Origin of the sequence: Candidatus Pantoea gossypiicola (genome assembly GCF_008632075.1) — a bacterium.
GTDB lineage: Bacteria > Pseudomonadota > Gammaproteobacteria > Enterobacterales > Enterobacteriaceae > Pantoea > Pantoea gossypiicola.
This window is the reverse complement of the sequence record NZ_VWVM01000005.1, coordinates 1-26354: the sequence shown is the minus strand read 5'-3', so window position 1 is coordinate 26354 and position 26354 is coordinate 1. Positions and strand designations below refer to the sequence as shown.

Below are 26354 nucleotides of genomic sequence, written 5' to 3'. Positions count from 1 at the left end.
GTTGAAAAAATGCCAGCGACCAGGATCGGTAGCGCAGCGTAAGACGGCTGCCGGCGCAGGCGGACTGCGCATTGAGGACGAGATGACATGATTGATCCCTTTTAAGGAAAACGTGAAAATGCCTCCCCTGTACTGGGGAATGGCAGCTCGCGGACCACGCCATCGGGCCATCTCGATGAGTTCGCGGACCATCACCAGCAGACGGCCGCACTGCACCGTCTGCCTGATTTCCATACCGTCCGGACGACACTGGGTCGTCCCGCACGGGTCAGTGCAGGCGCTGCGCATCAAGTTTCGATGTGACGAGTGAATTGCAGGACTGTTGAGTCGTGACGAGGTTAGTTGCGTCATCGCTCAACCTCGTCAGCGGTAGCGCGTACGGTGTGTCGAAAAAAACCAAGCGATGCCAGCCATTTCTCGATCCTGTCCACATACAGGAACACGGCTGGCACGACCAGCAGGCTCAAGGCAGTCGATGTGATAAGGCCGCCGATAACCGCCATGGCCATCGGCCGGCGGAAGCTAGAATCCGCACCTAACCCCAGCGCGATAGGCAACATGCCGGCGATCATCGCGATGGTGGTCATCACGATGGGACGGGCACGCTTGTGGCACGCATCCAGCAGCGCCTCGTGAACAGGCAATCCGCGCTCGCGTATACCGATAACCGCGTACTCGACGAGCAGGATGGAGTTCTTGGTGACGATACCCATAAGCATCACCAGACCGATCATCGAAGGCACACTCAACTGGCTGCGCGTGACCAGAAGCGCGAGGAACGCGCCACCTATGGACAGAGGAATGGCAGAGAGGATGGTGATGGGCTGAAGGAAATCCCTGAACAGCAGCACCAGAACGCAGTAGATGCACAAAACACCGACCACGAGCGCCATGGCAAAGCCCCCGCCGAGTTCGGCAACGATCTCCGCGTCGCCGGCCTCAATCACCTTCACACTGGACGGAAGGGACTTGATCGAAGTCAGGTTGGCCACAGCCGCCTGCGCCGTCCCGAGCGCGGTACCTCCCAAATCGGCCGAAATGGTGACGTTGCGAAGACGGTCATGGCGGTCGATCTGCGCGGGGCCACTTTGCACAGTCAGGCTGGCGACACTTGCCAGCGGCACCGACCCGTCGCGCCCCGGCACGCGCATGTTGCCGAGCGTGTCGATGTCCTGCCGCGCGGCATCGGGAATGCGCGCGCGGATATAGACCTGGCGGTTGTCGAGGTTCAGGCGCGCCACCTGAGCGTCGAAATCGCCTCTGGTTGCCACCCGCACTACGTCCCCGATCGCCTCGGTCGTCACGCCGCGCTCGGCGGCGCGCTCCGGGTCGGGACGGATGATGATCTCCGGGCGCTCCAGGCTGGCCGTCGAGGCAATGCCAGTAAGGCCCTTGACGTCGCGCAGTTCGGCTTCCACCGCATCCGCGCTCGCCTTAAGTGCCTCGGCATTGTCGCTGGCGAGGATGATCGTAAGCTTTTCGCCCGGCCCGCCGCCGCCGATGGCAAAGCGCGCCCCGGGAACATCGAGCAAGCGTTCCCGCACGGCTTTCTCGATGACCTGCTGCGAAGGGCGATCATTACGCGGCCCCAGCGTGAGCGTGAGCGACGCGCGCCGAACTTCGCCCGCCTGCGCCCCACCGGGGCCGGCACTTTGCGCCTTGCCCACCGTGGCGAAAACATGGGCGATGCCGTCAACATCGCCGATGGCTTTGCGGGCCGACCCGGCGACCGCCAACGTGTCCTCCAGCGAGCTGGCTGGCGGCAATTCGATGCTCAGGGTCGTGCTGCCGCTATCAGAGGCGGGGATAAAGCCCGTCTCGATGAAAGGCACCAGGGCGAGCGAAGCCGCGAGAAAGATGACCGCTCCGCTCAGGGTCGTCTTGCGATGCTTCAGGCACCAGCGCGCCGTTGCCATGTACCAGCGCATGACCCGGCCATCTTCCTTCTCGGGGATCGGCTCGGGCTTGAGCAGGTAGGCCGCCATCATGGGTGTGAGCAGGCGCGCCACCAGCAGCGAAGCGAGCACGGCGATCACGGCGGTCCAGCCAAACTGTTTGAACACCAGGCCGCCGATACCACTCATCATGGCCGTCGGTAGGAAGACGACCACCAGGCTCATTGTGGTCGCCATCACCGCCAGGGCAATTTCGGTCACGGCGTCCTCTGCGGCTTCCCGGACCGACTTGCCCCTGTGCCGGTGGCGCTCGATGTTCTCGATCTCCACGATGGCGTCATCGACCAGGATGCCGACGATCACCGCCAGCGCCAGCAGCGTCACGGTGTTGAGCGTGAAGCCCAGCCAGGCCATGGCCGCGAATGCCGGAAGGATGGACAGCGGCAGAGCGGTCGAGGCTATCAGCGTCGCCCGCCAGTCGCGCAGGAACAGCCAGACGACGATCATCGCGAGGATGGCCCCCTCGTACAGCATCGCCATGGAGCCCTCATACTGCTCAAGCGTCTGGCCGACCGACCCCGAAATCTCAGTCAGGCTGAGCGCCGGGTCGGCCTGTTGAAGGCCGGCCAGGGCCTCGCGAACGCCCTCGGCCAGCCGTACCTCGTCAAAGCCCCTGGCGCGGTACACGCTGAAGCCGACCACATGCTCGCCATCGAGCAGGGCCGCCTGCGTGGGGTCGGCCTGACCATCGACGATGGTCGCGATTTGGTCCAACCTGAAGCTCTTGCCGTTGGACAACGCGATTCGCAGGTCCGCAAGCTCCGATGCCTGGCGAACCGTGGCAATCGTGCGAACCGACTGCTCCTGGCCGCCAAGCTGACCACGGCCGCCGGAAGATTCCTGCTGAACCTGGCGCAGTGCACGGGAGACATCCGCCGCCGTGATGCCGAGGGCAGACATGCGCGACGGATCGAGCTCAATCCGAACCTCACGTTCGATTCCGCCAAGCCGCTCGAACCGACCGACTCCGGGAAGCGAGAAAATAGTCTTGGCAATGGTGTCATCCACAAACCACGAAAGCTGCTCCTCATTAAGCCGGGACGACGATATGGCGTAGGTCAGAACGGGCGAACCTACGCTCGTGGAAGCACTGACGGTCGGTTGCAGAAGATCATCCGGCAGATCAGACCGGATGCTGTCAACCGCGTTCTTGGTTTCGATCAGCGCGTCCGACAGGTTCTTCTCCAGCACGAATTCGACCTGGATTGAAACCAAACCATCCGTGATCGATGTGCGCAGATGGTTCAAACCACTCAAGGTCGCAAGTGAATCCTCGACCTTGCGCGCGACCTCCGTCTCCAGCTGCGCAGGAGCCGCCCCCGGCTGCGTCAGCATGACCGTGACCATTGGTAGATCAAGGTCTGGAAGATCCTGCGTAGGCAGCTTCTGGAACCCCCATAGCCCTGCGAGTGCCAGCAGTGCGAACAGCAGGATCGAGGGGATCGGATTGCGAATGGACCAGGTAGCGAAATTCATGGTCTGCCCGCCCCAGCAGGCTGCCCCTGCGAAACCCGGACCAGATCGCGATCCTTGAGGAAGCCGGCTCCCCGGACAACAACACGCTCGTCCTTGCCAAGCCCCTCGGTGACCTCGACCTCACGGCCATTACGCCGGCCGACGCTGACGCTTCGCAGCGACACGCGGGACGTGGCACTGGTGTCGGCCAGCACCAGGACGTGGCTGCGCCCATCGCGGATGACAACGCTCTCGGCGGGCACGACCAGCGCCGGCTCTGTCCCGAGTCCGAGCCTGCCGTTGGCGTACATACCAGCCCGTGCCGTGCTTCCAGGGTGGATGTCGGCGTAAACAGTGGCCAGGCGAGAGGTGCTATCCAGAATCGGCGAGGTCTGGCGAACCGTCGCCTTCGCTGTCTTGCCGTCGGGAAGGTCTAATGTTACCTGCTGCCCGATCTCGACCTGAGCGAGTTGCTCGGCGGTCAGTTCGCCACGCCACTCCAGGCGCCCCCGGCGAATCATGCGAAACAGTTCCTGGCCCACCGTAACGACGCTGCCGAGCGTTGCAGTCCTGTGGCTGATGACACCATCGTCCGGCGCAGTGACGTCGGTGTAACGCAGCCGCAACTGATTGGCAGCGAGCAGCGCATCCGCGGTCCTGGATTGAGTCACCAGCTGGAGCACGTCCTGTTCACTCATCGCGCGGCTGCTTTGCAACGCGAGCGCGCGCTGCCGGTTGGCGGCAGCCTGATCGGCATTCGCTTTCAGTTCCGCGCGTTCCGCCAGCAACAGATCCGGGTCAAAACGAGCGATAATCTGTCCCTTCCTGACGATATCGCCGACATTGACGCGAACATCGATGAGCTGATAACCACCAATCTGAGCACCGATGCTGGCTTCTTCCCATGCGGCAATCGCACCCGAAGCCCTGATCTCTATGGGCCACGAGACTTCCCGGGGGATGGTGCATGTGACGGTCAGCGCCGGCGTCGCCGCGGCAGTCGCTTCCTCCAGCGTCGTATCGCCCCTGCCGACGACTATCGCCAGCGCCGTCACAACGAGGGCCACTCCCCCCACGAAATACGCGATCCGGTGCCGCCGGAGGTGTCCCCGGGTGGGCTGGTTACGGTGTTCTTGTTCCTGACTCATGGCGATAATTTTCCTTACGGGCGATACAGGGGTGGCAGACGGAGCGTCGTCCATTTGCTCAGTCGTTGTGGGCTGCGGTACTGCGGCCCATAACGGCGGGTTCCCTGCGGCGCGCACAAGGAGACCCGGGATGGGTGCGATCGTAAGCAGCGGCGATGGCGCTTTCCTGCGCGCCCCTGAGCTGTCAACCCGGGCCTTCCTGCCCGAATAAGGTGATTACATCCGCCTTATACCGGACTTCGTTCGCGTGCGCGCAACTGCAGACGCATCGGCGGTCTGGAGAGAGGTATCCGCATCCAGCCACGCGGGGAACATAGCCGTCAGGGAACTCACGTCATTGGCGTTGCGCGCATCAGGCTCACTGCGGGCCACTTCTTCTGTCGCAGGGGCATCTCCCCACAGGTCTGGCTCTCACAAGAACCTGGCGCCAGAGAACCCCGAAGTGGTGCTGATCGTGTCTGTGCCACCTGTCTGGGTTTGCGATTTGTCTCGCGACACCGCGCCGTTGACCCCGGGCCATTGAGCGCATCTGGTCTGGCTGGGACCAGGGCCAGGCGCAGCGACCAGCACGCTCGTCATGAGCCGGGGACGATAGCGTTGCTGATGGCCCGACAAGACGTGCATAGCTGCCATCACAGTTCGCCCACCAATGAAAACGCCCTGGCCACGATGGAGCGCAGGTTCTGCCTGCCGCCATCCGCATACCACTCGTCAAGGGCAGCCGTCCATGCGGACGTCACCGCGCCCACGATGATGCGCGCTTTGAGCATGCTCAGCCCGGTCTCGCTTTCTCGTTCCACGAGTGCGGCAGCGAGCGACACCTCCCGATCCATCCGCTTTTCGCATCCCTTGGCGAGCAGAGCCGGCGTTTCCTTCAGCAGGCGCACCAGTGCAAAAGCCATGTCAGGATTGGCGTCATACCGCAGGAGCGTCGTGGCCAGCGTCTCTCTGACCGCATCCAGTGGCCCCTCGTGGTCGGGACGCCCCCGCAATTCATCGACCAGCTCATGCGTCTTCTCGTCGTGCCACAGGAAGATCAGATCTTCTTTAGTCTTGAAGTAGCGAAAGAACGTACGCCTAGCCACACCAAGCGGCTCGACGATGTGTTCGATGGTCGTGTGGGTAAAGCCCTGTTTCAGAAACAACTCAAGCCCGAGGTTGGATAGCTCCCTCCGGGTGCTCTCTTTGTGCCTTTCGCGAAGGCCGGGATTTTTATTTGCCATGAGAGTATTCTGTCATATCTGGCACCAAGTGACAATAAGGCACTTAGTGCCATAAGGCATCTGGTTTGCTCTAAACCGACGCTTCGAAGCGCTTCATTGCTGCCATATAATGAAGGTTTATAAAGACCGACCGGGAGACGCGGCTAGCACCAGAGATCAATGTGCCGGGAGGCTTCTTTCACAAGATCTTGGCCGCAGGTATAATCGAATGCTAAATCGCCTACATCAACTCAAGCGCTGCTTCGAGTCTTCCGTCGAAGTTCTGCACGATATCTGCGACACCATTGTTACGTGAGCTAGTGATCCGCTCCGCAAGTTTCTCTATGTTCTATCCAGAGGGCAGAAACACATCTGATTAGTTTACTTTTAGGTGAAATTTAGGTGGTACCAAGGGGGAATCTTCGCCTGCCAATGCCGCCCGATGTGCGACTGCAGAAGATCTCATGGAAGCCCCAATACACCGCGGGACCGTCCGCACTTGGGCTATTCGTGTCGGCCTGAGTGAACGCACTCTCGCACGGTTGCTTATTCAGGAAACCGGTATGAGCTTCGAACGCTGGCGCCAGCAGATCCAAGTCATTCTTGCGGTGAAATGGTTGAGTACTGGAATGTCGGTTCGACAGGTCGCCGATAGTCTGGGTTAAGAAAGTGCCGGTAACTTTGTGACTATGTTCCGCAAATCACTCGGCACTTCACCGAGGCGCTACATAGCTGAACGCAACCTCCGGCTCAGTTGATCGAGAGCAACGGCATCTTCGAGTGCCGTGGATGGATAGAATGATCTGTTTTATCGGGGTACCGCACGTTACTCCGACCGCGCATGACACTTCATGGCTGTGGAATGTGGCAGTGGTTTCCCGCCCCAGCCGTGGCTCGTTCACCGGCCTCCGTGGCAACAGCGAGAAGCTCGAAAAGGAATACACAGTCTGCTGCGGATTCTTGAGACCGGTTTGCAGGAAATTTATTCGCCCAAGCCATCGCGCAGACGATCGATAAGCCACTCTAGTGAAACAGACAAGCGGTTGTTCTCGGAGCGAAGCAAGTAAATAGTCAAAGCCGATTCGACTGCCAGGTGACGGATAACGACATCCGATCGTTGGCTTACCGGGATCTTGGTCGCAGTCATCAAGCCGATGCCATAGCCTGCGCCGTCCAATGTAAGCATCAGATCCAGCGAGGGACACTTCCCTCGATTAATCCTACCCTGCAATAGTGGACACGGGACTAAGTGAGAAAACTCTCAACCAGAGGGACTCATGACAAGATCATTATCAATAAGCAAAAAGCCCCGTAAATTACACACACCTGAATTCCTCAATGAAGCTCTGATTGTAGTGGCATAGAAAATTTGGCCACCTGATTAAAGGTTATATTCTCATTCAACACAAAACAAATGACTTAATGAGCAAGAAAACTAAGCGTACTTTCACCCCCTGAGTTCGTGGCATAATGTACTGACTTTCGTTTCTGGCCGTCCTATTAATGCCATTGCCGGTAGCGATTTTATTGGCGTCATTTTTTAGGCCGCCCCTTCTTCCCTCGGGTCCCTTCTGAGGCCTGACCTGCTGTTGTTCGCTCGGCAATCAATTCTCGCTCAAACTCCGCCTGTGCGGCAAAGATTCCAAAAACAAGCTTGTCACTGGCTTCCCTGAGGAATACACGAACCCCCTTCTGACGCTGCTGGGCTATGAAACACTCCGTTGTCGGGAATTGCCGCTGGCGCTGAAGCTGCCAACAGAACGCAGGGCGCGCAGCGTTGCAGACAAGCTGCTGAGCCAGCCGGCCTGCATAATGGATCAGCAACAGCCTGCCCATGAAGCGGGGCTCAGCATCAGAAGCATCAACTGTCTATTCAGTCAGCAGACCGGGCTGAGTTTCAGTCATTGGCACCAGCAGGCAAAGGTGGTGGCTTCACTGCGCTGGGTGTCAGAGGGATTGCCAGTCAGTGAAATCGCATCGCTGAGCGGTTATAGTAACGTCAGCGCCTATATTGACGTATTCCGTCAGAGCTTCGGTAAAACGCCCAGTCGGTTTAACTGAGAGCACGGCAGTACGGTGCATATCCGGTAAACATAAGTATATTCCCTGATTAACGAGAATTTACATACAGCCTTATAAAGCCTGAACAGAGCTTTGTGACGTGCATATATTAACCGCGCGCCTTATGCCGACTGACAGAGCGGCTGCATCCGTTACTCATCTGAATCCTGCTGCATCAACCAACGCGCGCACGTTGTCAAAGACATCGTTACCTTTATAATCACCTTCGTCTGGAGTTGTTGATAAAGCCTGCAGCGATACGCTCAGCGCCAGTATCAGTTTAGCGCGTTCTTCAGTTAGCATCGCTCTGGCTCAGTAAGAACAGTCCCCATGATTTCACTTTGACTAGGCTTAAACGTAGCTTTAAGACTCGCCTCCCGTTGTTTGCCAGGCATTGTACTTGATGACGGACAGGACGATTGCCGGCCTTAATGCAGCAATTGTTCTGCCGCGGGCCTTAATGAAATCCGCTGGCCCACATCTCACAATTACCTCAGCGAACTCAACGTTCGGAAGTCTTATCAGGTTTGGTGAACCACGGTCTGACCTGTTTTGGCATTACATTACACTGCCTGCACAACCTGTTGACATTCTCTTTGTACTCCCAAGCTCCGAGGCTTTGTGTTGCCAACTGTTCAGTTATGGGACCGCGCATGCTTGCCGCACTGGATGATAACCGCGACCGCTTCAACAGCGCCGAAGAAATTCAAAACTACGCTGGCGTTGGCAGTGTGCGAAGTTCGTCCGACAGACATTCGTGGAATGGACTGCGAAGACGGTTAACTCATCGTACTGGGCCAGCGAGAAAAAGGAAAATCGCATCAATCCGCTATCCGAGCTCTGGCGTTCAAATAGATCCGGATAATTTATAGCTGCTGGAAAAACAGAACCTGTTACGACGAAGCAAAGTATTTGCTGGCTCTCCAAGCGCGAAACTCGCCCTTACTGAAGCCATAAAAAGCTTGTCGAATGTCTCAGCGCGTGAAGCGGACATCACCTCCTGAGTGAGCCAGCGCACAAACCCGCACGAAACTCTTCGACGTGAATTTACATAACCTTATGAAATTTTATAACTGTATGGCATTTGCCTAACCCTTCCAGGGCAAAAATACATAACTACTCACCAACCCTGCTGCGTATAACTATAGCGGTGTTTTTCTCTCACTGAAGGTGACGCATGACACAACAACGCCATGAATTATCAGCCGATCATGAGGCGCATATCGCTTCTGCGATTGGCAAATTCTTCCGCCGCATTATCCCGATGCTGGCGCTGATGCTTATTATTAACCAGATTGATCGCGCCAACATTGGCTTCGTCAAAGCCCAGCTGCAAACCGATGCCGGAATCAGCGCGGCGGCCTTCGGCTTAGGCGCAGGACTGTTCTTTATCGGCTATGCGTTGTTTGAAGTGCCCAGCAATATGATGCTGAAGAAGTTCGGCGCAAGGGTGTGGCTCACGCGCATTATGATCACCTGGGGAACGGTGGTGGTACTTACCGGTTTCGTCAGCACGCCAATGCATTTTTATATGCTGCGTTTCCTGCTTGGCGTGGCGGAGGCGGGCTTCTTCCCTGGCGTGCTGTTCTATTTTCGTCAGTGGGTGCCCAATGCCTGGCGAGGCCGCGCAACCGCAATGGTATTGAGTGCAACCGCAAGCGCGTTTCTATTCTCTGGCCCGCTCACCGGCGCAATCCTGATGATGCACGATGTCGGCGGACTTGCGGGTTGGAAATGGGTCATGTTTCTGGAAGGCGGCGGATCGATAGTGATCGGCCTGCTGGCGGCGTTTGTACTGGTATCGAAGCCAGAAGGGGCGAAATGGCTCAGCGACGCGGAAAAACAGGCGCTCGCGCAGCAACTGGCAATTGAAGACGCGACGCGTGACGAGCGTGCCGTCACACAGGGACGCTGGGGATTGATCACCGATCGCAGCCTTATATTCTACTGCCTGATCTTCTTCACCATGACCATGACCGGTTACACGCTGGTGTTCTGGTTGCCGCAAATTATCCAGCGTATTCAGGGGTTCAACAGTTTCGAATCCGGACTGCTGACCGCCATCCCGTGGCTCTTCGCCATTGTTGCGCTGTTTCTGCTGGGCAAAGCCACCGACCGTTATCGCGATAAGCTGGAGAAAGGGCTGGGCATCGCCATGCTGATCGCCGCATGCGGCACCTTTATGGCCACGCTTGGCACGCCGTGGTTTGGCTTTGTGGCGATGATTGTGGCTTGCATCGGTTCCAAATTCAGTGCCGCGTTCTTCTGGCCGATGCCGCAAAGCGAACTGCCCGTCTCGATAGCGGCACCGGGCATTGCGATGATCAACTCTGTCGGCAACCTTGGCGGATTCTTCGCACCCACGGTGTTTGGCTATCTGGAGATGCACACCGGCAGCACCACCGGCGGCCTCTACGCGCTGACCAGCGTGTCCGTGGTGACCGGCCTGTGGCTGTTGCTGCGCACCAAACCTGTTCCCCCCGCTTTAGGTCACAAGGAGAGACTTCATGTCAGACAGTCCAGTCATTAATACCATGCGCATCGTCCCAGTTGCTGGTTATGACAGCATGCTTTTGAATATCGGCGGTGCCCATAACTGCTTCTTCACGCGCATTATCGTGATCCTCACCGATTCTGCCGGGCATACCGGGGTGGGCGAAACGCCCTGTCATGCCTCGACGTTGCAGTTGCTGGAGCAGTTTCGCCCGCTGATTGTAGGCAGCTCGCTGCTGCGCCTGAATGCCACGCTGAGCCAGCTTTTCAACAGTGAGGCGCGTCAGAAGCACACTTCACACACCAACGACATCCACATTCCGCAGATGAATCCGGAGAAGTTTTATAACGCTGCGGCGGCGATTGAGGCCGCGCTACTAGACCTGCAAGGCAAGCTGTTTAACCTGCCGGTCGCCGATCTGCTTGCCAGCGGCAAACAGCGTGAGCGTATTCCGGTGCTGGGTTATCTGTTCTATATCGCCGATCGCAAGCGCACCACAATGCAGTACCGCTCGGGCGATAACGCGGCGGATGGCTGGTTCCGTCTGCGTCATGAGGCGGCAATGGACAGCGCTGGCGTTCAACGGCTGGCGGAAGCGGCAGTGGAGCAGTACGGCTTTCGTGACTTCAAGCTAAAAGGCGGCGTGCTGGCAGGCGAAGCGGAAGTGGAAACGGTTGAAGCGCTACTGGCGCGGTTTCCCGGCGCGCGCGTCACTGTCGACCCCAATGCCAGCTGGTCGCTGGATGAGGCGATTCGCTTTGGTAAACAGTTGGCAGGAAAGGTGCCCTATCTGGAAGATCCCTGTGGTGCTGAGCAAGGGTATTCAGGGCGGGAAACGCTTGCCGAATTCCGTCGCGCCACGGGCGTGGCGGTCGCGACCAATATGATTGCTAACGACTGGCGCCAATTACATCATGCGCTGCAACTTAACGCCATCGACATTCCGCTTGCCGATCCGCACTTCTGGACGATGCGCAATGCCAACGTGATAGCGCAATTGTGCAACGAATGGGGGCTGACCACCGGCTGCCACTCCAATAATCATTTTGATATCTCACTGGCAATGGTGGCGCACCTGGGCGCAGCGGCGCCTGGCGATCGTCAGACCGCCTTTGATACTCACTGGATTTGGCAGGATGGCCAGCAACTGACGCATCAACCGCCGCAGATCCGCGATGGCTATCTGGAATTACCGCCAGGCCCGGGTTTTGGCATCGAATTGAATATGGAACGCGTCGAGGAGGCGCATGCGCTTTACAACGCGCTGCCGGATAAGAACCGAAACGATGCGCTGGGGATGCAATTTTTAATTGATAACTGGCGCTATGATGCCAAACGTCCGTCAATGGTTCGCTAAGGAAGCGAAATGAAGAGAATATTACGTGCGGTGGCGCTCATGGCATCGATTGCCGCCAGCGCGCCACTGCTGGCGCAAACTTTTGTCTACATATTAGAAGCCAGTGATGGCACCATCGCACGCTACGCGCTGAACGAGTAAACCGACGCGCTGCAACTGCTGGGGTGACACTGACCCAAAATCCTGCTCCATTCAGAAACAGAATTCCGGCATGATAAACACTCCCCTGAACGGAGGTGGTGCCGATGAAAAAGTCACGATTTACCGAAGAGCAGATTGTCTTTGCCCTGTAGCAGGCCGAGCTGGGGATGTCCGTACCGGACGTCTGCCGCAAGCTGGGCATCTCCGACGCCACGTTTTACACCTGGTGTAAGAAATACGGTGGCATTTCACCCTCAGAACTAAAGCACATGCGCCAGCTGGAAGAGGAAAACCTGCGTCTGAAGAAACTGGTGGCCGATCTCAGCCTCGACAAGGCTATGCTGCAGGACGTGCTGGCAAAAAAGAACTGACGCTGGCACGCCTGCGCGAATGGATCAGGGATTTACAGGCCCGATACGGTGCCAGCGAAAGACAAATCTGTTTTGCGCTATGGCTCAGCCGCAGCTCGTTCCGGTACCATTCCGTTGCGGCAGACGACAGTGCGCTGCGCCTGCGCATCAGGGAGATTACCTAAACCAGGGTTCACCATGGCTACCGCAGGGTACACGTGATGCTCAGGCGGGAAAGCTGGCGTGATAACCACAAACGCATTTGCCGCCTGTACAGTGAACAGGGCCTGTCGCTGCGCCCCAAGCGTCCACGCCGTAATAAATCCGCACAGCGGCGACAGCCGCAGCCTCAGGGGCTGTATCCGAATCACGTCTGGGGCATGGATTTTGTCTCTGATGCGTTGTTTGACGGAAGGCGACTACGCCTGCTGACGGTTATAGACCTGTACACCCGCGAATGCCTGGGGATCTGCGTGGTGCAGAATCTGCGTTCAACAGAAGTGGCGGAAATGCTGAACAGCATAGAGCTCAGGCGTCCGTTACCTCAGATGCTGAAAACCGACAACGGCTCTGAATTTGCGGGGAAAATGCTGGACAGCTGGGTGTATGAACGGGGTATCCGTATCGACTTCTCACGCCCCAGAACGCCGACGGACAATGCGACGGTAGAGTCCTTCAACGGCAGGCTGCGACAGGAATGTCTGAACGAGAGCTGGTTCATGTCCCTGGAGGATGCGCGGTGCAAAATCGAAGCCTGGCGCATACACTATAACCAAAGTCGTCCCCATTCTGCGCTGGGCTGGATGACCCCCTCCGAATTTGCCGTAAAATCTGCCGGTTGCCAGAATATGCAGCCAGAATGAAGCCAGTTATTCCTGATTATGAATGGATCACATACGGGGAGCGGTTCAACAAACCGACATTATGGACTGACGGTTGTATCTAATACCGGGGGCAGGTCAAATCCTCTATGAGCTGTGAGTTCAACTGATGGATGCAACACACTGATTGAACCGTTCTGCGGGTGATTCATAGTCTAGCGTTTTTCTCGGTCTTTCGTTGAGCTGTCTGGCAACGCTGTTTAGTCTCTGCTGGCTGTGAATCGATAAGTCAGTTCTCTTTGGAAAATATTGTCTGAGCAACCTATTCGTATTTTCATTTGAGCCACCTGCCAGGGAGATTGAGGATCACAGAAGTAAATCTGGATGTCTGTAGCTACAGTAAATCGGGTGTGGCTGGTCATTTCAGCTCCTCGATCCCAGGTTAATGTTTTATAAAGCTCAACAGGTAATCCCCGGGCTTGCCTGATGAGTGCAGATATAACGGTTATGGTCTTGTTGTCCCTGATTTTGGCCAACATAACAAAGCGGGAATGGCGTTCTACGAGGGTGACGATACAGGAGTTTTTCGAGCCCTGGATCAGGTCACCTTCCCAGTGACCCGGTATGGCTCTGTCTGCGGCTTCAGGTGGCCTCTCGCTTATCTGTACCGCATTCGAGATTGATCCTAATCCTTTCCCTTTAAGCGATGACGTTCTGGATCTACGCACGGCTCTTCCGCTTCGGAGGCATTGCTGCAGTTCTTTTTTTAATGCCCCCCGAGTTTGTATGAAAAGCGTTTTATATATCGTTTCATGTAACACATGCATTTCCTGATTATCCGGATAACAGCGTTTCAGCCAACCGGCGATTTGTTCCGGCGACCAGTCCTGATGCATCTTCTCTGCGATGATTTTACAAAGTGTAGGTCTTTCAATTAGCTTGCAAGGTTTTGGTCTCAGAGCATTTTCCCACGCAGCAGCATCCGCTTTTGATGCACGATATTGTTTTGCACCACCGTGCCTCTTAATCTCGCGGCTAATCGTTGAGGGAGCTCTCGATAGTTTGTTTGCGATCGCTCTGATGCTGATTTTTGCTACAAGCGCTCTGGATATTTCCTCTCTTTCATCAAGTGAAAGCGCTAACGGGTGCCGCTTTCCGACAGGGGGACGGTATCCACCAGTCTGGTGGATAGTGGGCATAATAGAAGAATGATATCTGTCGAACATTCTGGCGATATCATGCACGGAATCACCTTGTTTGTATCTGTCTTGGATAATCGCTTTCTGTTCCGACGTTTAGTAAATCCGCGTTCTTCGTTTCATGGCAACGTCCCCCTTGATTAAGGATAGCGTTGCATCGACCCGTTGAACTCACAGCAAAAAGCGAACAAACCGCTTTTTGCTAACAAGTCTTATTGGCCTCAGTCAGTACTATTTTTATAGCAGGTACGACCGCACAAGTAGGCTTCCCAGCGCCACAATTAGGGAACATTGAATGCCTATAAACAGATTTATTTAACCCACAACTAATGGTGGTCATTTTGGTGGTCTTGACAGGATGAAGATTCAAGTTTAGCTTCCTTATTAGCCAGTTACTGGCAAAGGTGATCCCAGTCAGAGGAGCCAGAATTAGAAAAGCCCGCTCAGGGAAACCTGAGCGGGCTTTTTGCATTTATGTATTTAATCACGGCGGCATGGTTTTCCCGCCTGAGGCTTACACCACGAATCCGTAGTGGGAACCATCCGGCAGCTCCACTACCAGCTGCAGTTTTCCCCCTGCCGCATCGACGTAGCGTTTGAGCGTGGAAAGCTTCAGGTCACGCCCCGGCTTCTCCATGCCCGCCACGGTCGGCTGTGTGATGCCCAGCGCCTGCGCCATTTCCACCTGCGTTTTCTGTACTTTCTCACGCAGCTCGGCAAGGTGAATGTTGAGCAGAATTTCGGTCGCCATGGCCCGTGCGTCGGCAACGACTTCCGGTTTTTCATCCGCAATAAGCTGTTCCAGCGTTCTGCCCATCACGTTACTCCTTATGGTTAAAGCTTTTTAGCCAGTGTGTTAATTCCCGATCGGCAACCGGAAGCATCTCCCGATAAAATCGCTTTTCATTGCCCGCCTTATTACCGGCACACAGCACAATTGCCGTGCGGTTCGGGTCAAAAGCAAAGAAAGCCCTTATTGGGTCGCCGCGGCTCTGGATACGTAACTCTTTCATATTCACATGTGCAGAGTCTTTGAGCGTATCCGCATAGGGTCGCCCTAATCCCGGCCCCTTTTCCCGCAACACCATCAATGCAGCCAGCACGCAGGCGCGATCGCTGTCATTGAGTAGCGTAATCCAGCGATCAAACCGCTCTGTCGTTTTAATCATCCACACAGAATATCCTTATTAATATAGGCCAGATGCTATATAGGTGTAAAGAGATAACCGAGTGTGATGTAACGGCATGTGGAAGGCAGCGGACTTTAATCAAATAGCAGAGAGGGGTTCTATTCTGTCTGTGTTCTGTGCATAAAATTTGCAATGATTTGCGAGCGGTAACGGATTTGTTGCGGGATGAGGAATGTGCCTGCAAATAAAGGAGCCCGCTCGGGCTTAACCGGGCGGGCGTTCAGAATTAACGGTTTAATGCGTGTCAGGGTTGCCTTTCCATATTCCAGCGCGCCGATCCCATTACGTCAAAACCTTGCTGATCGGTAAACGCCGGGAATCTGGCGCGTTTTGCTGCCTCGGCTAATGCCTGGCAGTAATGTTTATCGCCCCTTTTAATAATAAAGTTCTCCAGGGTGCCATCCTTTTTAAAATCCAGATGCACATTACAGCGTTTCCCGTTCCAGGCGTGCGGTGCTGACAGCGCGGCATCCAGAGATTTTTTAATACCCGATGCCTGCTGGCCATAGATATCTTTGTCGCTGACTTTTCCTGAACGTTTATAACTACAACTATCAAGTGCGCTTTTTTTAATACATTCATGTGGTGTAAGAGGCGCACAACCAGCTGACAGAATGCAGCAGAAAATAGCGATGACCGTTTTCATAGATAAATACTTTTAAGTGAAGAGGCGACGGAATCTGAGCCCTGGTGAAACGGGTGATCAGAACAGCTATAGTGACCCTCTGCATCAGGAGCGCCCTACTTTCCTGCTCTTTTTCGCCAGAAGAGAAAGGTGGCTACCGCTGTCAGCACGCCAATCAGCGGCATGGTCGCCGCGCCCGCCAGAAAGTTGTGCTGGTCGATACGCTGGTTCCTGCGAATATCCGCGAAGCGTGCCTGCGCCTCTGTTTCATCTGATGCACGAACTTCTTCGAACTGTTTTTTATATCCCTGCTCTGTCAGATCTAAAGCCCGGTTTACGTCTAATCTTTTCAATGCAAGGGTGTGTTTGCCCCTGGAATAGAATCTGTAGTCTGACATTCAGTGAGTTCGCATTCAGTAGAGTGAATGTCTGTTATATCGGGCAGGCAGTGATTTGCAAAACGGTTTTAGTAAAGAGTATGGCGCGATGCAAATTTCGTGGTGGTTAAATTAACCGCACGTCATCTTCTGGCAGGCTCCGTGCGGTACGGGCGACAACATTCTCCGCGATGAGAGTAAGCCCGGCTGTTAAATCACGTCCAGCCCCAGATTCTCCCGCAGCGTGGCAAACTCATACTCCTCACGAAACAGCCCGCGACGGCGATCACAAATGCTAAAACCGGGACTCTTTAGCCGGAATAGGGCAATGAAGAGGTTTCCCCGCTTTTTAACCGGCAAATAAGATAGTGTGGGGCAAACACATCGAGCAGGTCTGAAGGCGCTGGCGAAATAATAATAGTTTCCGCAGCGGTGCGTTAACGGCCGCAGCCCCCTGAAAGCGCCAGTTTATTGATAAGGATGTTTTAAAATCGCTGGAATCCTTTCAGCCTGATTTTCAACAATCATTAAATTGATCAAGATCAATAAATAATTATTCAGGTAGTAAAAGAACCCTTACAAGAAAACCTACCCCCTTAATTAATTATACTAATCATAATCTTAACCAAAATTCCCATCAATTAGCAGGCAGATAATTACATCGCAAAACAATGGGTTTCTAATTAATAAGAGTACTGAATTAATGATAAAGACCCTTAAAGGATTATCAGAAGCTGACGATAAAAAGATCAGGAATAAATTATTTGAATTTCTTTTGTCTGCTTTTGAACCTCAACAAAGGTGAACCTCATGGGCCTGGCTCAACGCATCTCCAGTATTAAAATCGGAAAAAAACTTGGCGTCGGTTTTATCGTCGTCATCGCGGCGTCTCTCGCCATAACCTTTATCGCTTTTGACTGTTTCCGCAGTATTAAAGACAACTCTGCACGCCGCACGACCACCGTGGAAATGGTGAATACGTTAAGCAAGGCACGTCTTAATCGCACGCTTTACCAGTACACCAAAAATCCTGAATTTGCCGCGAAGAACGTTCAGGCACTTAAGGAGCTGGATACCCTTTATCAACGACTGAGTGGATTTAAGTGGGATGATGAAGGCCAGCAGAAAATTACGCTGTTGGGGCAGTTACTTAATGATTATCAGAATCAGCGCCAGAAGTTCGTGGCATCTGCGGAGGTGACATCTTCCGCCTTTGCTGACATTAAACCGGGCGCGCTAATCGATCTTGCTCATCAGTCTGAATTACTTGATATGGCTATGACACCCGACGCAGCGCTGCCGGTTATGAAACTGGCCGCCGCACTGTTTGATGCTGCAAATATTGAACAAGCGTTTATTGATAAGCCAACAGCGGCCAGCAGAGATGCGGTTATTGATGAGTACACCGCCATCAACACGCTGAGTGAGCAACTGGACAGTTTTAATCAGCCAGCGATCAATGCCGTCACGCAAAATGTCATCACTACCCTTACACAGCAGCGTCAGGCTTTGACGCGTTATGTTGATGCTTCAGAGAAAGAAAAGAGCGAATCTGCGGGCCTGACCACAGCAGCAGAGCGGCTCAATGCGGCCGTTTCTGAGACTTTTGCCTTCCAGTCCAGACTGTCTGCTGAATTTATCAAACAGGCAGAGTGGCGCATCGCCTTTGCTGCGCTGATTTGTGTCCTCCTGAGCCTGTTGATTGCCTGGCGGATTACCCGCAACATTACGTTGCCATTGAAAGAGACCCTGAATGCAGCGCAGCGTATTGCCAGTGGTGATTTAACGACCTCACTGAACACCACCCGGGGTGATGAGCTGGGCCAGTTGATGCAGGCCGTCGATGCGATGAATCTCAGTCTGCAGAATATCATTACCAATGTGCGCGATGGCGTCAGCAGCGTGGCGCGTGCCTCGGCGGAGATTGCAGCAGGTAATACCGATCTTTCCTCCCGCACCGAACAGCAGTCTGCGGCAGTGGTTCAGACGGCTGCCAGCATGGAAGAGCTGTCATCTACGGTGAAACAGAATGCGGAAAATGCTCACCATGCAAGCCAGCTGGCAACCGATGCGTCGGTGAATGCCGGACGCGGTGGTGAGATTATCCGTGACGTTATCGTCACTATGAACAACATCAGCCAGAGTTCAGGCAAAATCGGTGAAATCATTCACGTTATCAACAGCATCTCTTTCCAGACCAATATCCTGGCGTTGAATGCCGCAGTAGAAGCGGCTCGCGCCGGTGAACAGGGTCGCGGATTCGCGGTAGTTGCTGGTGAAGTCAGAAATCTGGCCCAGCGCAGCTCGCTGGCTGCCAAAGAGATTGAAACGCTGATCCGCGAGTCACTTGACCGGGTTCATGATGGTTCTGAGTTTGTGGAACGCGCCGGAAGCACCATGGATGACATCGTCCGCTCGGTCAGTCAGGTCAAAGACATCATGGGTGAGATTGCTGCCGCATCCGACGAGCAGAATCGCGGTATTTCCCAGATTGCGACAGCAATGGCTGAAATGGATACCACCACGCAGCAGAACGCCGCGCTGGTTGAAGAGTCTTCTGCCGCAGCCAGTTCCCTGGAAGCGCAGGCAGACGATCTGGAAAAAACGGTGGCGGTGTTCCGTTTATCAGCCGGGCAAAACAGCAACAGCCGGGCTGCACCTGCCCTCGCACCACGTTTAGTGCCCGCGATGCCTGTTAGAGCATCAGCAGAATCCAGCTGGGAAAGCTTCTGATACACAGCGCTGCTTTGATGTAAGCGTCATGCTGATACAGCCAGCCTGATCTGATGAGGCTGGCTGAAGTATGAATTCGCCACAGACACGGCATCAGATTAATCACAGAAAAAGCCAGCACGGGAGCGTTTTCGCCCGGGTCTGATTATTGTTTCGGGTCCGGCAGGTTTATGGCTTCAGAAAAGGCTTTTTTGAAGATGAATATCGAATTGCGGTGGCAGGAGACGTGTCGTCCATGACAGTTTCTCCGGCCGGTAAACGCTTTCGCGCAACCGATGAGGTCGTCCGCTTCGTCGTTTTCCGGCCGGAGCCGGACTACGTCCACTGGCGTCAGTTCAGTTATTGCTAGTTCAGCTCTTCGTTCAGGCCTGCAAGGGTCCGCAGGTAGGGCACCTGCTGTTGGGCAAGCGACGGTGACTTAAAACTGCTTAACCAGTTTCTGGCTTCAGAGATTTGCGTCAGCCGATCGGCGTTGCTTTCAGATTTCGCCATAAAACCCAGCTGAGTAAAGAGTGATGCGATACTGATTTCTTTCTCACCCAGGGCAAGGCTTAGTGCCGCTTCGCCAATAATGACGTGGCCTTTCTCGTCGTTTTGAATTAACACAGAAAATCCTCCATTAGTACGAATTGATGACAACCTCACCAGAGACTGTAGTCGTTAAAGCGAGACCTGCCCGAATAAATCACTAAGAATCTCGCAACCTGCTGATCGAATACACTTAATGTTTTTTCCGGAGAGCGCTGTTTGTCTCTGCCGCCTATCCTGCCAGACTGGCTGGTCTTATCAGCAACGGATGCAACGATGAAACTCTCTGTTCTTCTCACGGTGTTAGCCGCAACGGTTTTCTCAGTTTTTGCTGCCCATGGTGGATTCGGCATGCATCAGGCCAGCCAGTCGCTTTACACACAAAGTGGCAAAACGGTTGCGGAAGAATAAGGGTGAAGTCCGGCGTCGTCAGCAGACCGGCTATCGGTTATGATCCCCTGCCATTCTGCTGCCGGTTGCCCGATGTCTGCCATTATCGATACGTTTATTGCCCCGCCCTGTTTTGATGAGATCGCTCTCCTGTTTCAGGACGATCATCTGCTGGTGATAAACAAACCCAGCGGGCTGCTGAGCCTGTCAGGTAAGAATCCGCAAAACCTCGATTCAGTACATTATCGGCTGGTAAAACGTTTTCCAGGCTGCACGCTGGTTCATCGGCTCGATTTTGGCACCTCCGGGCTGATGGTGGTGGCACGAACCAAAGCGATCAACGCCGCGCTGTGCCAGCAGTTTAGTCAGCGTACGGTGCGCAAAACCTATCAGGCACTGCTGTGCGGGCACCTTGCCGATGACGACGGTGTGATTGACGCTGCGATAGCCAAAGATCCGGCACAGTTTCCGCGCATGGTGATTTGCGCGATCCAGGGCAAGCCCGCGCGCTCACGTTATCAGGTTACTGAACGCAGTTATTACCGGGGAAAAGAGGGAAAGGAATTGCCGGTTACGCGGGTTGAGCTGACACCAGAAACCGGACGCACCCATCAGTTGCGCATTCACTGTCAGCAACTGGGTCACCCGATTCTGGGCTGTGATCTTTACGGCGGGCTGGCGCTGTCAGGCGCTGAGCAGGCAGAGAGGCTGATGCTGCACGCCAGCGGGCTAACGTTTTTGCATCCTGTCAGTGGCGAGACACTGCACCTCTCTGCCGCCAGTCCCTTCTGATGGCATCAGCACGCGATTACCACATCAGATCATCCGGCACTTTGAAGTCTGCATAAGGATCGTCTTCGTCCTGTGCTTCTTCGCTCAGCGCGCTGTTTAAAACGATGGCACTGGCATCACGCTGGGCAATTTTATCCGCCACGCTGGCCGGGATGATGGCGTACTGGCTCTCACCACTTTTGTCAGCAGTCAGGCGGGCAATGGCAAGACGGCCATTGATCAGCTGAGTCTGCGTCAGCTTATCCACCATGATTTTTTTAATCAGGTTGTTGTCGGTAAAGTTAAAACTGATATCGCCTCTCGCCACGTCGATTTTATTCATTTCGATCAGCTGTTTAACCTGCGCTTTATACTCTTTCGACAGCACAGCCAGTTTCTGCTGCTCGTTCAGCTGCTTATCCCGCTCAAGCTGCGCTTTTTTGTTGTCCTCTACCGCTGCTCTGGCTTCGCGCGCCTGAACCCTGGATTTCTTCGCGGTGCGCTGAACCTTATCCATTTTTTTACTGGATACTAAGCCCGCTTTCAGCATCTGCTCTTGCAAGGTGAGTTTTGTCATTGTCGTCTCTGAACCTGTGAAATTATGTCCGGGATTATACCTGTAATCTTTCGGGCTGTGCCAGGCTGACGCGGCGATTGCGGGTTACGCCTCAACAGTGTGCTAACATTCCCCGGTCAAAATCACCTTATTGAGCACCATGTCAGAACTAAAAAAACGTAAAAATGACCCTGAAGGGCTGAAAAAACGCATTATCGCAGGCGCACTGAAAACCTTCGCTGAATTTGGTATGCAGGGTGCCAGGCTGGAGCAGATTGCTGAGCATGCGCAGACCACGAAACGCATGGTGGTCTATCACTTCGGCAGTAAAGAGCAGCTTTATATCGCCGTGCTTGAGCAGGTTTATCAGCAGATACGTCAGCATGAAACCGGCCTGAACCTGGCATCGATGGAGCCGGAACTGGCCATGACCCGACTGGTAGAAGCCAGTTTTGACTATCACGTCGAGCATCCCGATTTTATCCGGCTGGTCTGCAGTGAGAACCTGCTGCGCGGTCGCTACATCACCCAGTCGCCGCAGATTAAAGCGCTGAACCGCAGCGCGCTGGATTTGCTGGATGACATTCTGGCGCGCGGTCAGCAACAGGGGATATTTACTGGCGATGTGCAGACCATCGATGTTCATCGCCTGATCAGCAGTATCTGCGTTCATCACGTCTCAAACCGCTATACCTTCAATGCCCTGTTCAGTCCTGACAACAGTGAAGCCGAGAGTATCCGCCGCAATCGTCAGCTCGCTGTTACCGCAACGTTACGCTATATCCGCAAATAAATGCCCGCAACCCGGGCTTCGCTTACCCATGGTCTACGCTTAGTAAACATTTGTCATGAAACCGCCATAAAAGGAATGCTGTTGTGAGCAAAGACGCACGCCTCTATCCGCTTCGCCAGACCCATATTGAACCCGATGATGATGCGCTGTGGAACTGGGCGCAGAATGCGCAAATCGGCAGCCGTCAGCAGGTTAAGCGTCCCGCCAGCGAAGCGGAATTGCAGAAACTGATCCGCGAATCACGCAGTAAGATCCGGGTGATCGGCAGCAAGCTGTCGCCAGGCCGGATGCTGCATGTCGCTGAAGACGATCTGTTACTGGATCTCAGCGCCCTGCGCGGTCTGATAGCCAGTGATGAGCAGAGCGTGACCTTTGGTGGCGCAACCCCGCTTGAGCAGGTTTATCGCAGCCTGACCGACATGAACCGGATGCTGGCTTCATCGCCAGGCGTGATTGCGATTCAGACGCTGGCAGGCGCAATGGCGACCGGCACGCACGGTCAGGGCTTACAGCAGAGTTCGATTGCCGATGAAGCGCTGGCGATACGCATGGTGCTGGCCGACGGCAGCGTGCGTGAGTTTGTCCGCGGCGACGCTGACTTTCCGGCGGCGCAGGTCTCTTTAGGTGCGCTGGGCATTGTCACTGCCGTCACCCTGCGCACTCAGCCGTTTAAAATCTTCACCTGCCACAAAAATGCTGTCTCTGCCGATATGCTGGAAGAGGATCTGCTGCGCTGGAACAACGACTATCCGCTGAGCAAAGCCTGGTGGTTTGTTGATGACAACCTGATGCACGTCTGGAACGCCCATGAAGCGAGCGACGAAGAGCGTCAGCGTTACGAAGCGCAGGGGCGTCAGGTGGTGGAACATGAGGGTGAAGCTGACGGCAGTCTCAATGACACCATCGACCAGACGCTGGCGCACATGCACCGCGACACGCAGATTCAGGGCAAAGGCGGCAAGCAGTTTCGTACCGTCACCCGCTTTCGCGACTTCACTGATGTTACCGGCGACATCTATCAGCTCTTTTGCCGCGGCATTGCTGTGCCACAAATTAATGTGGAAATCGGCGTGCCGCTGGCAAAAACCCCGGCCATCATCCGCCGGATTAAGCAGTGGTATGCGGAGAATCGTCCGCATATGCATTACCCGATTATCCTGCGCTGCACCGGCGCGTCGTCAGCCTGGCTCAGTCCGGCCGCTGACCAGCCAACCTGTTTCTTCGGCTTCGTGGTCTATTACGCCGACGATGGCTCGCTGTCACAGGAGGGTCTGCACTTCCTGACCGAAGTGGAAAAACTGCTGGCCGAAGAGGGCGGACGCCCGCACTGGGGCAAGTATTACGACGAAGAACGCTACACCTGGCGTGATATCTATCCGCAGTGGGACGCGTTCCGCGCCCTGCGTCACCAGCTCGACCCGCAGGGACGGTTGGGGAACGACTACATCACGCCACTTTTTGACTGATTGAGGAAAGCTATGTTTGCCTGGGTAACACTGTTAACACAACCCGATTATCTGGTGGGCGTCAAAGCGCTGCACCGTTCGCTGCAGGAGAGCCACAGCCAGTGGCCGCTGGTGGTGATGACTACGCCGGCCATTTCTGACGCTGACTGTCAGATTTTGCAGGATGAGGGCTGTGTGATTAAACCGGTCAACCCCCTCTATCCGCGCGCCGATCTGGCTCAGCATTACGCCTCGGCGCAGTTCGGCGAGGTCTGGACCAAGCTGCGTGCCTGGCAGCTTACCGATTATGATCGCGTCGTGTTTCTCGATGCCGATATGCTGGTGCTACAGAACATGGATGAGCTGTTTACCCTGGACCTGGGCGATAATCCGCTGGCGGCCTGTCACGCCTGCCGCTGTAATCCCAACCAGATCGCCTCCTATCCGCCGGAATGGCAGCCAGAGCAGTGCCACTACACCTGGCAGGCACGCGGTGAGCAGGCTCCGGAGAGCGTCGACTGCTACCTGAACGGCGGTTTTCTGGTGCTGAAGCCCGATAATGCGGTGTTTGAGGCGATGGAAAAGCGTATTGCCGCCATTGATGACCTCAGCGCTTATCCTTTCTCGGAGCAGGATCTGCTGAATGAAATTTTTGCCGACCGCTGGAAGCCGCTCTCTTATATCTACAACGCGTTAAAAACGCTGCCGTTCCAGCACAGCGGTCTGTGGCAGGGTGATGAGGTGAAGAATCTGCACTATATTCTGGCCAAGCCGTGGAAGCGCGATCTCAGCCAACCTGAAAGTGAGCGCGATCGCTTCTATGCGCTGGATAAGCAGTGGTGGGAAAAAAGCGGTCTGATCTGACCGGATACGGGCGGGACACTCCCGCCCTTCCCGCCTGTTCACTCAAGCCCATAGCCTGCCACTTCACCAGATCCTCTCTTCCTCAGATTCTGCCTTACACCTCAACCCAGCGGCGCTGCTCAGCAGAGTGTGCAATCGCGTCCAGCACCTTCTGCACCTGCAATCCTTCAGCAAAATCTGGCCACATGCGATCCCCTGCTGCGATACCGTTAATCAGGTCGCGGATCTCCACCGTTTTCTGATCGTTAAACCCGATGCCGTGCCCGGCAGAGACACAGAAGTTCGCGTAGTCAGGATGGGCCGGTCCGGTCAGGATCGTTTTAAATCCCTGACGCCCGGCAGGCTCGTCATGCAGATAAAGCTCCAGTTCCGCCATGCGCTCCTGGGTGTAACGCAGCGTGCCTTTGGTGCCGGTGACAACATAGGTCAGGCCCATTTTTGCGCCACAGGCAATGCGTGAGGTTTCAATCACGCCGTGAGCACCATTACGGAACCGCAGCAGCGCGCTGGCCTGATCTTCGTTTTCCACCGGTAACTGCCGCGCAGGTGCTTTTGGATCAGGCCTTGAGGTGATCACCGTCATCATGTCGCCGCTGACTTCGGCAATATCACCGACCAGATAGTGAGCCATGTTGACGATATGCGCCGCCAGGTCGCCCAGCGCACCCAGCCCTGCCAGCGCTTTCTGGCAGTGCCAGTCGAGCGGCGTTTCCGGTCTGGCGAGGTAATCCTCGTTATGGGTGCCGTAGAAATGCACCACGTCACCAATCTCACCACCAGTAATGATCTCTTTTGCCAGCTGACTGGTCGGGTTTTTCATGTAGTTGAAGCCGACCAGGGTTTTCACCCCTGCCGCCTCAGCAGCTGCCACCATCTCCTGCGCATCCGCCACGCTTAATGACAGCGGCTTTTCTGAATAGACGTGCTTGCCGTGGCGTATCGCCTCCAGCGCCATTTCTTTATGCAGGAAGTTGGGTGCGCAGATATCTACCACATCAATCGCCGGATCGCTGACCAGCGCGCGCCAGTCGCCGGTGGAGCGCGCAAAGCCAAAGGTCGCCGCCTGGCGCGCCGCCAGCTCAGGGTTCACTTCGGCCAGCATCTCCCGAACGATTTCGCCTTTCAGCGCGAATACAGTGGGGGCCTGGGCATAGGCTATCGCGTGGCAGCGCCCGATATAACCACTGCCGATCATACCGATTCTGACTTTGTTCATTTCAACTCCGGATATTCAGTTCAGGATTGAAATGGAATCTACGTTTCATATTTGCTGCTGACAAAGTCAGAATGGAGACTTTGTGACGCCCGTAAAAAACTATCCGGTTAAATCATGCGTAGTGCGGTCTGACAAGGGCTTTGCCGCGTCAGAACACCTCATAAACACCTCAGTCTGACGAGCCTCTTTTTAGCGCAGGAAGCCGCTAAGATGCCCATTCATTCATGGTCCGAATCGCTATTGTGGTGACTATTTCAGCAGTCGCGCAGATTTGTGAAAAAGAGCTTTGACATGATCCGGCGTGGCCGTTACTATGCGCCCCGTTCAAACGATTCCTCTGTAGTTCAGTCGGTAGAACGGCGGACTGTTAATCCGTATGTCACTGGTTCGAGTCCAGTCAGAGGAGCCAAATTCGAGAAGCCTGCTCAGGAAACTGAGCGGGCTTTTTATTGCCAACTTAAAACCACGTCCTATGGACGTGGTTATCGCCTCGGTTCTGGCTCTGCCTGTAAAGACCTGCCCATGTCAAACTCCTCATCTGTTGTCCCCACAACTAATAAGGAAATTCAACATGAGCAGGTTTCAAAAAGCTTCCCACGTGCTGTGGCATTGTCAATACCATATAGTCTGGACGCCAAAGTGTCGCTTCAGGATATTAAAAGGAAATGTTGGTAAAGAGGTTT

At 54.9% G+C, this 26354-nt stretch carries 24 protein-coding genes, 1 tRNA gene and 4 pseudogenes; 15 read left to right on the top strand and 14 right to left on the bottom strand.

Annotated features, from left to right (window positions below):
• Nucleotides 1-347 precede the first annotated feature (347 nt).
• The 3 genes from F3I20_RS07910 to F3I20_RS07900 all read right to left on the bottom strand — a co-directional run bounded on the left by F3I20_RS07910 (nucleotide 348) and on the right by F3I20_RS07900 (nucleotide 5781).
• Nucleotides 348-3431, bottom strand: coding sequence for an efflux RND transporter permease subunit (locus F3I20_RS07910; protein WP_047063008.1), 3084 nt, complete (start codon nucleotides 3429-3431; stop codon nucleotides 348-350).
• Entirely contained in the window at nucleotides 3428-4558 is a 1131-nt protein-coding gene (locus F3I20_RS07905; protein ID WP_047063006.1) for an efflux RND transporter periplasmic adaptor subunit, read from the bottom strand. The genes F3I20_RS07910 and F3I20_RS07905 overlap by 4 nt, the downstream gene beginning before the upstream one ends.
• Before the next feature lie 632 nt (nucleotides 4559-5190).
• Nucleotides 5191-5781: a TetR family transcriptional regulator gene (locus F3I20_RS07900; protein ID WP_047063004.1), complete on the bottom strand. Its 591-nt coding sequence runs from the start codon at nucleotides 5779-5781 to the stop codon at nucleotides 5191-5193.
• 443 nt (nucleotides 5782-6224) lie between these two features.
• Between F3I20_RS07900 and F3I20_RS24145 the strand changes: the two genes are divergently transcribed.
• Nucleotides 6225-6425, top strand: a complete 201-nt coding sequence (locus F3I20_RS24145; RefSeq protein WP_052768067.1) for a helix-turn-helix domain-containing protein — start codon at nucleotides 6225-6227, stop codon at nucleotides 6423-6425.
• 317 nt (nucleotides 6426-6742) lie between these two features.
• Here the strand turns inward: F3I20_RS24145 and F3I20_RS07890 are convergent, their stop codons facing one another.
• Complete coding sequence (locus F3I20_RS07890) at nucleotides 6743-6946, bottom strand: hypothetical protein (RefSeq protein ID WP_047063002.1); 204 nt, start codon at nucleotides 6944-6946, stop codon at nucleotides 6743-6745.
• Nucleotides 6947-7293: 347 nt separating this feature from the next.
• Nucleotides 7294-7596: a recombinase family protein gene (locus tag F3I20_RS24585; RefSeq protein WP_072057117.1), complete on the bottom strand. Its 303-nt coding sequence runs from the start codon at nucleotides 7594-7596 to the stop codon at nucleotides 7294-7296.
• Between F3I20_RS24585 and F3I20_RS23890 the strand changes: the two genes are divergently transcribed.
• On the top strand, nucleotides 7573-7821 hold the full coding sequence (locus F3I20_RS23890; RefSeq protein WP_072057116.1) for a helix-turn-helix domain-containing protein: 249 nt from the start codon (nucleotides 7573-7575) through the stop codon (nucleotides 7819-7821). The genes F3I20_RS24585 and F3I20_RS23890 overlap by 24 nt on opposite strands.
• Nucleotides 7822-7977: 156 nt before the next feature.
• On the opposite strand, the gene F3I20_RS23885 is transcribed toward F3I20_RS23890, so the two are convergent.
• Nucleotides 7978-8124, bottom strand: coding sequence for a hypothetical protein (locus F3I20_RS23885; RefSeq protein WP_154400831.1), 147 nt, complete (start codon nucleotides 8122-8124; stop codon nucleotides 7978-7980).
• Nucleotides 8125-8462: 338 nt separating this feature from the next.
• Between F3I20_RS23885 and F3I20_RS07875 the strand changes: the two are divergent.
• The 5 genes and pseudogenes from F3I20_RS07875 to F3I20_RS07855 all read left to right on the top strand — a co-directional run.
• A pseudogene (locus F3I20_RS07875) lies at nucleotides 8463-8778 on the top strand (IS110 family transposase); the annotation flags it as partial.
• 220 nt (nucleotides 8779-8998) lie between these two features.
• On the top strand, nucleotides 8999-10351 hold the full coding sequence (locus tag F3I20_RS07870) for an MFS transporter (RefSeq protein ID WP_150037518.1): 1353 nt from the start codon (nucleotides 8999-9001) through the stop codon (nucleotides 10349-10351).
• Entirely contained in the window at nucleotides 10329-11672 is a 1344-nt protein-coding gene (locus F3I20_RS07865; RefSeq protein WP_047062999.1) for an enolase C-terminal domain-like protein, read from the top strand. Before F3I20_RS07870 ends, F3I20_RS07865 begins: the two co-directional genes overlap by 23 nt.
• Before the next feature lie 9 nt (nucleotides 11673-11681).
• The gene (locus tag F3I20_RS24325; RefSeq protein WP_255467567.1) at nucleotides 11682-11813 is read left to right on the top strand and encodes a hypothetical protein; all 132 of its coding nucleotides are present in this window, start codon (nucleotides 11682-11684) and stop codon (nucleotides 11811-11813) included.
• Between the two features lie 161 nt (nucleotides 11814-11974).
• Nucleotides 11975-13026 (top strand): annotated as a pseudogene (locus F3I20_RS07855) (IS3 family transposase).
• A gap of 120 nt (nucleotides 13027-13146) precedes the next feature.
• Here the strand turns inward: F3I20_RS07855 and F3I20_RS07850 are convergent.
• The 5 genes and pseudogenes from F3I20_RS07850 to F3I20_RS07830 form a co-directional block, all read right to left on the bottom strand.
• Nucleotides 13147-14261, bottom strand: a pseudogene (locus tag F3I20_RS07850) (IS30 family transposase).
• Between the two features lie 436 nt (nucleotides 14262-14697).
• Entirely contained in the window at nucleotides 14698-15000 is a 303-nt protein-coding gene (gene proR, locus F3I20_RS07845; protein ID WP_150013749.1) for a transcriptional regulator ProR, read from the bottom strand.
• A gap of 4 nt (nucleotides 15001-15004) precedes the next feature.
• A complete protein-coding gene (locus F3I20_RS07840) occupies nucleotides 15005-15358 on the bottom strand; it encodes a type II toxin-antitoxin system RelE/ParE family toxin (RefSeq protein WP_150013747.1) in 354 nt (117 codons plus the stop codon).
• Between the two features lie 259 nt (nucleotides 15359-15617).
• Nucleotides 15618-16019 (bottom strand): cell envelope integrity TolA C-terminal domain-containing protein, encoded by a 402-nt coding sequence (locus F3I20_RS07835; RefSeq protein WP_150037519.1) that lies wholly within the window; start codon nucleotides 16017-16019, stop codon nucleotides 15618-15620.
• Between the two features lie 95 nt (nucleotides 16020-16114).
• A complete protein-coding gene (locus F3I20_RS07830) occupies nucleotides 16115-16396 on the bottom strand; it encodes a hypothetical protein (protein WP_150013743.1) in 282 nt (93 codons plus the stop codon).
• 789 nt (nucleotides 16397-17185) lie between these two features.
• Between F3I20_RS07830 and F3I20_RS07825 the strand changes: the two genes are divergently transcribed.
• Complete coding sequence (locus F3I20_RS07825) at nucleotides 17186-19108, top strand: methyl-accepting chemotaxis protein (protein ID WP_150013741.1); 1923 nt, start codon at nucleotides 17186-17188, stop codon at nucleotides 19106-19108.
• Between the two features lie 345 nt (nucleotides 19109-19453).
• Here F3I20_RS07825 and F3I20_RS07820 read toward each other — a convergent pair whose 3' ends face one another.
• Nucleotides 19454-19714, bottom strand: a complete 261-nt coding sequence (locus F3I20_RS07820; RefSeq protein ID WP_150013739.1) for a hypothetical protein — start codon at nucleotides 19712-19714, stop codon at nucleotides 19454-19456.
• A gap of 198 nt (nucleotides 19715-19912) precedes the next feature.
• Here F3I20_RS07820 and F3I20_RS24320 point away from each other — a divergent pair, with 198 nt between their 5' ends.
• Together F3I20_RS24320 and F3I20_RS07815 are read left to right on the top strand one after the other, a co-directional pair.
• Entirely contained in the window at nucleotides 19913-20047 is a 135-nt protein-coding gene (locus F3I20_RS24320; protein WP_255471544.1) for a hypothetical protein, read from the top strand.
• Between the two features lie 72 nt (nucleotides 20048-20119).
• A complete protein-coding gene (locus F3I20_RS07815) occupies nucleotides 20120-20818 on the top strand; it encodes an RluA family pseudouridine synthase (protein ID WP_150037520.1) in 699 nt (232 codons plus the stop codon).
• A gap of 16 nt (nucleotides 20819-20834) precedes the next feature.
• On the opposite strand, the gene F3I20_RS07810 is transcribed toward F3I20_RS07815, so the two are convergent.
• Nucleotides 20835-21374 (bottom strand): DUF2058 domain-containing protein, encoded by a 540-nt coding sequence (locus F3I20_RS07810; RefSeq protein ID WP_135908196.1) that lies wholly within the window; start codon nucleotides 21372-21374, stop codon nucleotides 20835-20837.
• A 139-nt stretch (nucleotides 21375-21513) separates the two neighbouring features.
• On the opposite strand from F3I20_RS07810, the gene F3I20_RS07805 reads away from it, so the two are divergent.
• From F3I20_RS07805 to F3I20_RS07795, 3 genes are all read left to right on the top strand, one after another.
• On the top strand, nucleotides 21514-22146 hold the full coding sequence (locus F3I20_RS07805; RefSeq protein ID WP_150037521.1) for a TetR/AcrR family transcriptional regulator: 633 nt from the start codon (nucleotides 21514-21516) through the stop codon (nucleotides 22144-22146).
• A gap of 83 nt (nucleotides 22147-22229) precedes the next feature.
• Nucleotides 22230-23612, top strand: a complete 1383-nt coding sequence (locus F3I20_RS07800) for a D-arabinono-1,4-lactone oxidase (RefSeq protein ID WP_150037522.1) — start codon at nucleotides 22230-22232, stop codon at nucleotides 23610-23612.
• 12 nt (nucleotides 23613-23624) lie between these two features.
• Nucleotides 23625-24455 (top strand): glycosyltransferase family 8 protein, encoded by an 831-nt coding sequence (locus F3I20_RS07795; protein ID WP_150037523.1) that lies wholly within the window; start codon nucleotides 23625-23627, stop codon nucleotides 24453-24455.
• Between the two features lie 94 nt (nucleotides 24456-24549).
• Here the strand turns inward: F3I20_RS07795 and F3I20_RS07790 are convergent, their stop codons facing one another.
• Complete coding sequence (locus tag F3I20_RS07790) at nucleotides 24550-25671, bottom strand: Gfo/Idh/MocA family protein (RefSeq protein ID WP_150037524.1); 1122 nt, start codon at nucleotides 25669-25671, stop codon at nucleotides 24550-24552.
• Nucleotides 25672-26004: 333 nt separating this feature from the next.
• On the opposite strand from F3I20_RS07790, the gene F3I20_RS07785 reads away from it, so the two are divergent.
• Nucleotides 26005-26080: transfer RNA gene (locus F3I20_RS07785), tRNA-Asn, on the top strand.
• 162 nt (nucleotides 26081-26242) lie between these two features.
• Nucleotides 26243-26354 (top strand): annotated as a pseudogene (locus F3I20_RS07780) (IS200/IS605 family transposase); the annotation flags it as partial.

Bases quoted from the DNA above. Each gene is read 5' to 3' on its own strand.
- F3I20_RS24320 (WP_255471544.1), top strand. From the start codon at position 19,913: ATGAAACTCTCTGTTCTTCTCACGGTGTTAGCCGCAACGGTTTTCTCA.
- F3I20_RS24325 (WP_255467567.1), top strand. From the start codon at position 11,682: ATGAAGAGAATATTACGTGCGGTGGCGCTCATGGCATCGATTGCCGCC.
- F3I20_RS23890 (WP_072057116.1), top strand. From the start codon at position 7,573: ATGGATCAGCAACAGCCTGCCCATGAAGCGGGGCTCAGCATCAGAAGC.
- F3I20_RS07905 (WP_047063006.1), bottom strand. From the start codon at position 4,558: ATGAGTCAGGAACAAGAACACCGTAACCAGCCCACCCGGGGACACCTC.
- F3I20_RS07870 (WP_150037518.1), top strand. From the start codon at position 8,999: ATGACACAACAACGCCATGAATTATCAGCCGATCATGAGGCGCATATC.
- proR (WP_150013749.1), bottom strand. From the start codon at position 15,000: ATGGGCAGAACGCTGGAACAGCTTATTGCGGATGAAAAACCGGAAGTC.
- F3I20_RS07865 (WP_047062999.1), top strand. From the start codon at position 10,329: ATGTCAGACAGTCCAGTCATTAATACCATGCGCATCGTCCCAGTTGCT.
- F3I20_RS07795 (WP_150037523.1), top strand. From the start codon at position 23,625: ATGTTTGCCTGGGTAACACTGTTAACACAACCCGATTATCTGGTGGGC.
- F3I20_RS07910 (WP_047063008.1), bottom strand. From the start codon at position 3,431: ATGAATTTCGCTACCTGGTCCATTCGCAATCCGATCCCCTCGATCCTG.
- F3I20_RS07815 (WP_150037520.1), top strand. From the start codon at position 20,120: ATGTCTGCCATTATCGATACGTTTATTGCCCCGCCCTGTTTTGATGAG.
- F3I20_RS07830 (WP_150013743.1), bottom strand. From the start codon at position 16,396: ATGTCAGACTACAGATTCTATTCCAGGGGCAAACACACCCTTGCATTG.
- F3I20_RS24585 (WP_072057117.1), bottom strand. From the start codon at position 7,596: ATGGGCAGGCTGTTGCTGATCCATTATGCAGGCCGGCTGGCTCAGCAG.
- F3I20_RS23885 (WP_154400831.1), bottom strand. From the start codon at position 8,124: ATGCTAACTGAAGAACGCGCTAAACTGATACTGGCGCTGAGCGTATCG.
- F3I20_RS07890 (WP_047063002.1), bottom strand. From the start codon at position 6,946: ATGCTTACATTGGACGGCGCAGGCTATGGCATCGGCTTGATGACTGCG.
- F3I20_RS07825 (WP_150013741.1), top strand. From the start codon at position 17,186: ATGGGCCTGGCTCAACGCATCTCCAGTATTAAAATCGGAAAAAAACTT.
- F3I20_RS07810 (WP_135908196.1), bottom strand. From the start codon at position 21,374: ATGACAAAACTCACCTTGCAAGAGCAGATGCTGAAAGCGGGCTTAGTA.
- F3I20_RS07900 (WP_047063004.1), bottom strand. From the start codon at position 5,781: ATGGCAAATAAAAATCCCGGCCTTCGCGAAAGGCACAAAGAGAGCACC.
- F3I20_RS07790 (WP_150037524.1), bottom strand. From the start codon at position 25,671: ATGAACAAAGTCAGAATCGGTATGATCGGCAGTGGTTATATCGGGCGC.
- F3I20_RS07835 (WP_150037519.1), bottom strand. From the start codon at position 16,019: ATGAAAACGGTCATCGCTATTTTCTGCTGCATTCTGTCAGCTGGTTGT.
- F3I20_RS07805 (WP_150037521.1), top strand. From the start codon at position 21,514: ATGTCAGAACTAAAAAAACGTAAAAATGACCCTGAAGGGCTGAAAAAA.
- F3I20_RS24145 (WP_052768067.1), top strand. From the start codon at position 6,225: ATGGAAGCCCCAATACACCGCGGGACCGTCCGCACTTGGGCTATTCGT.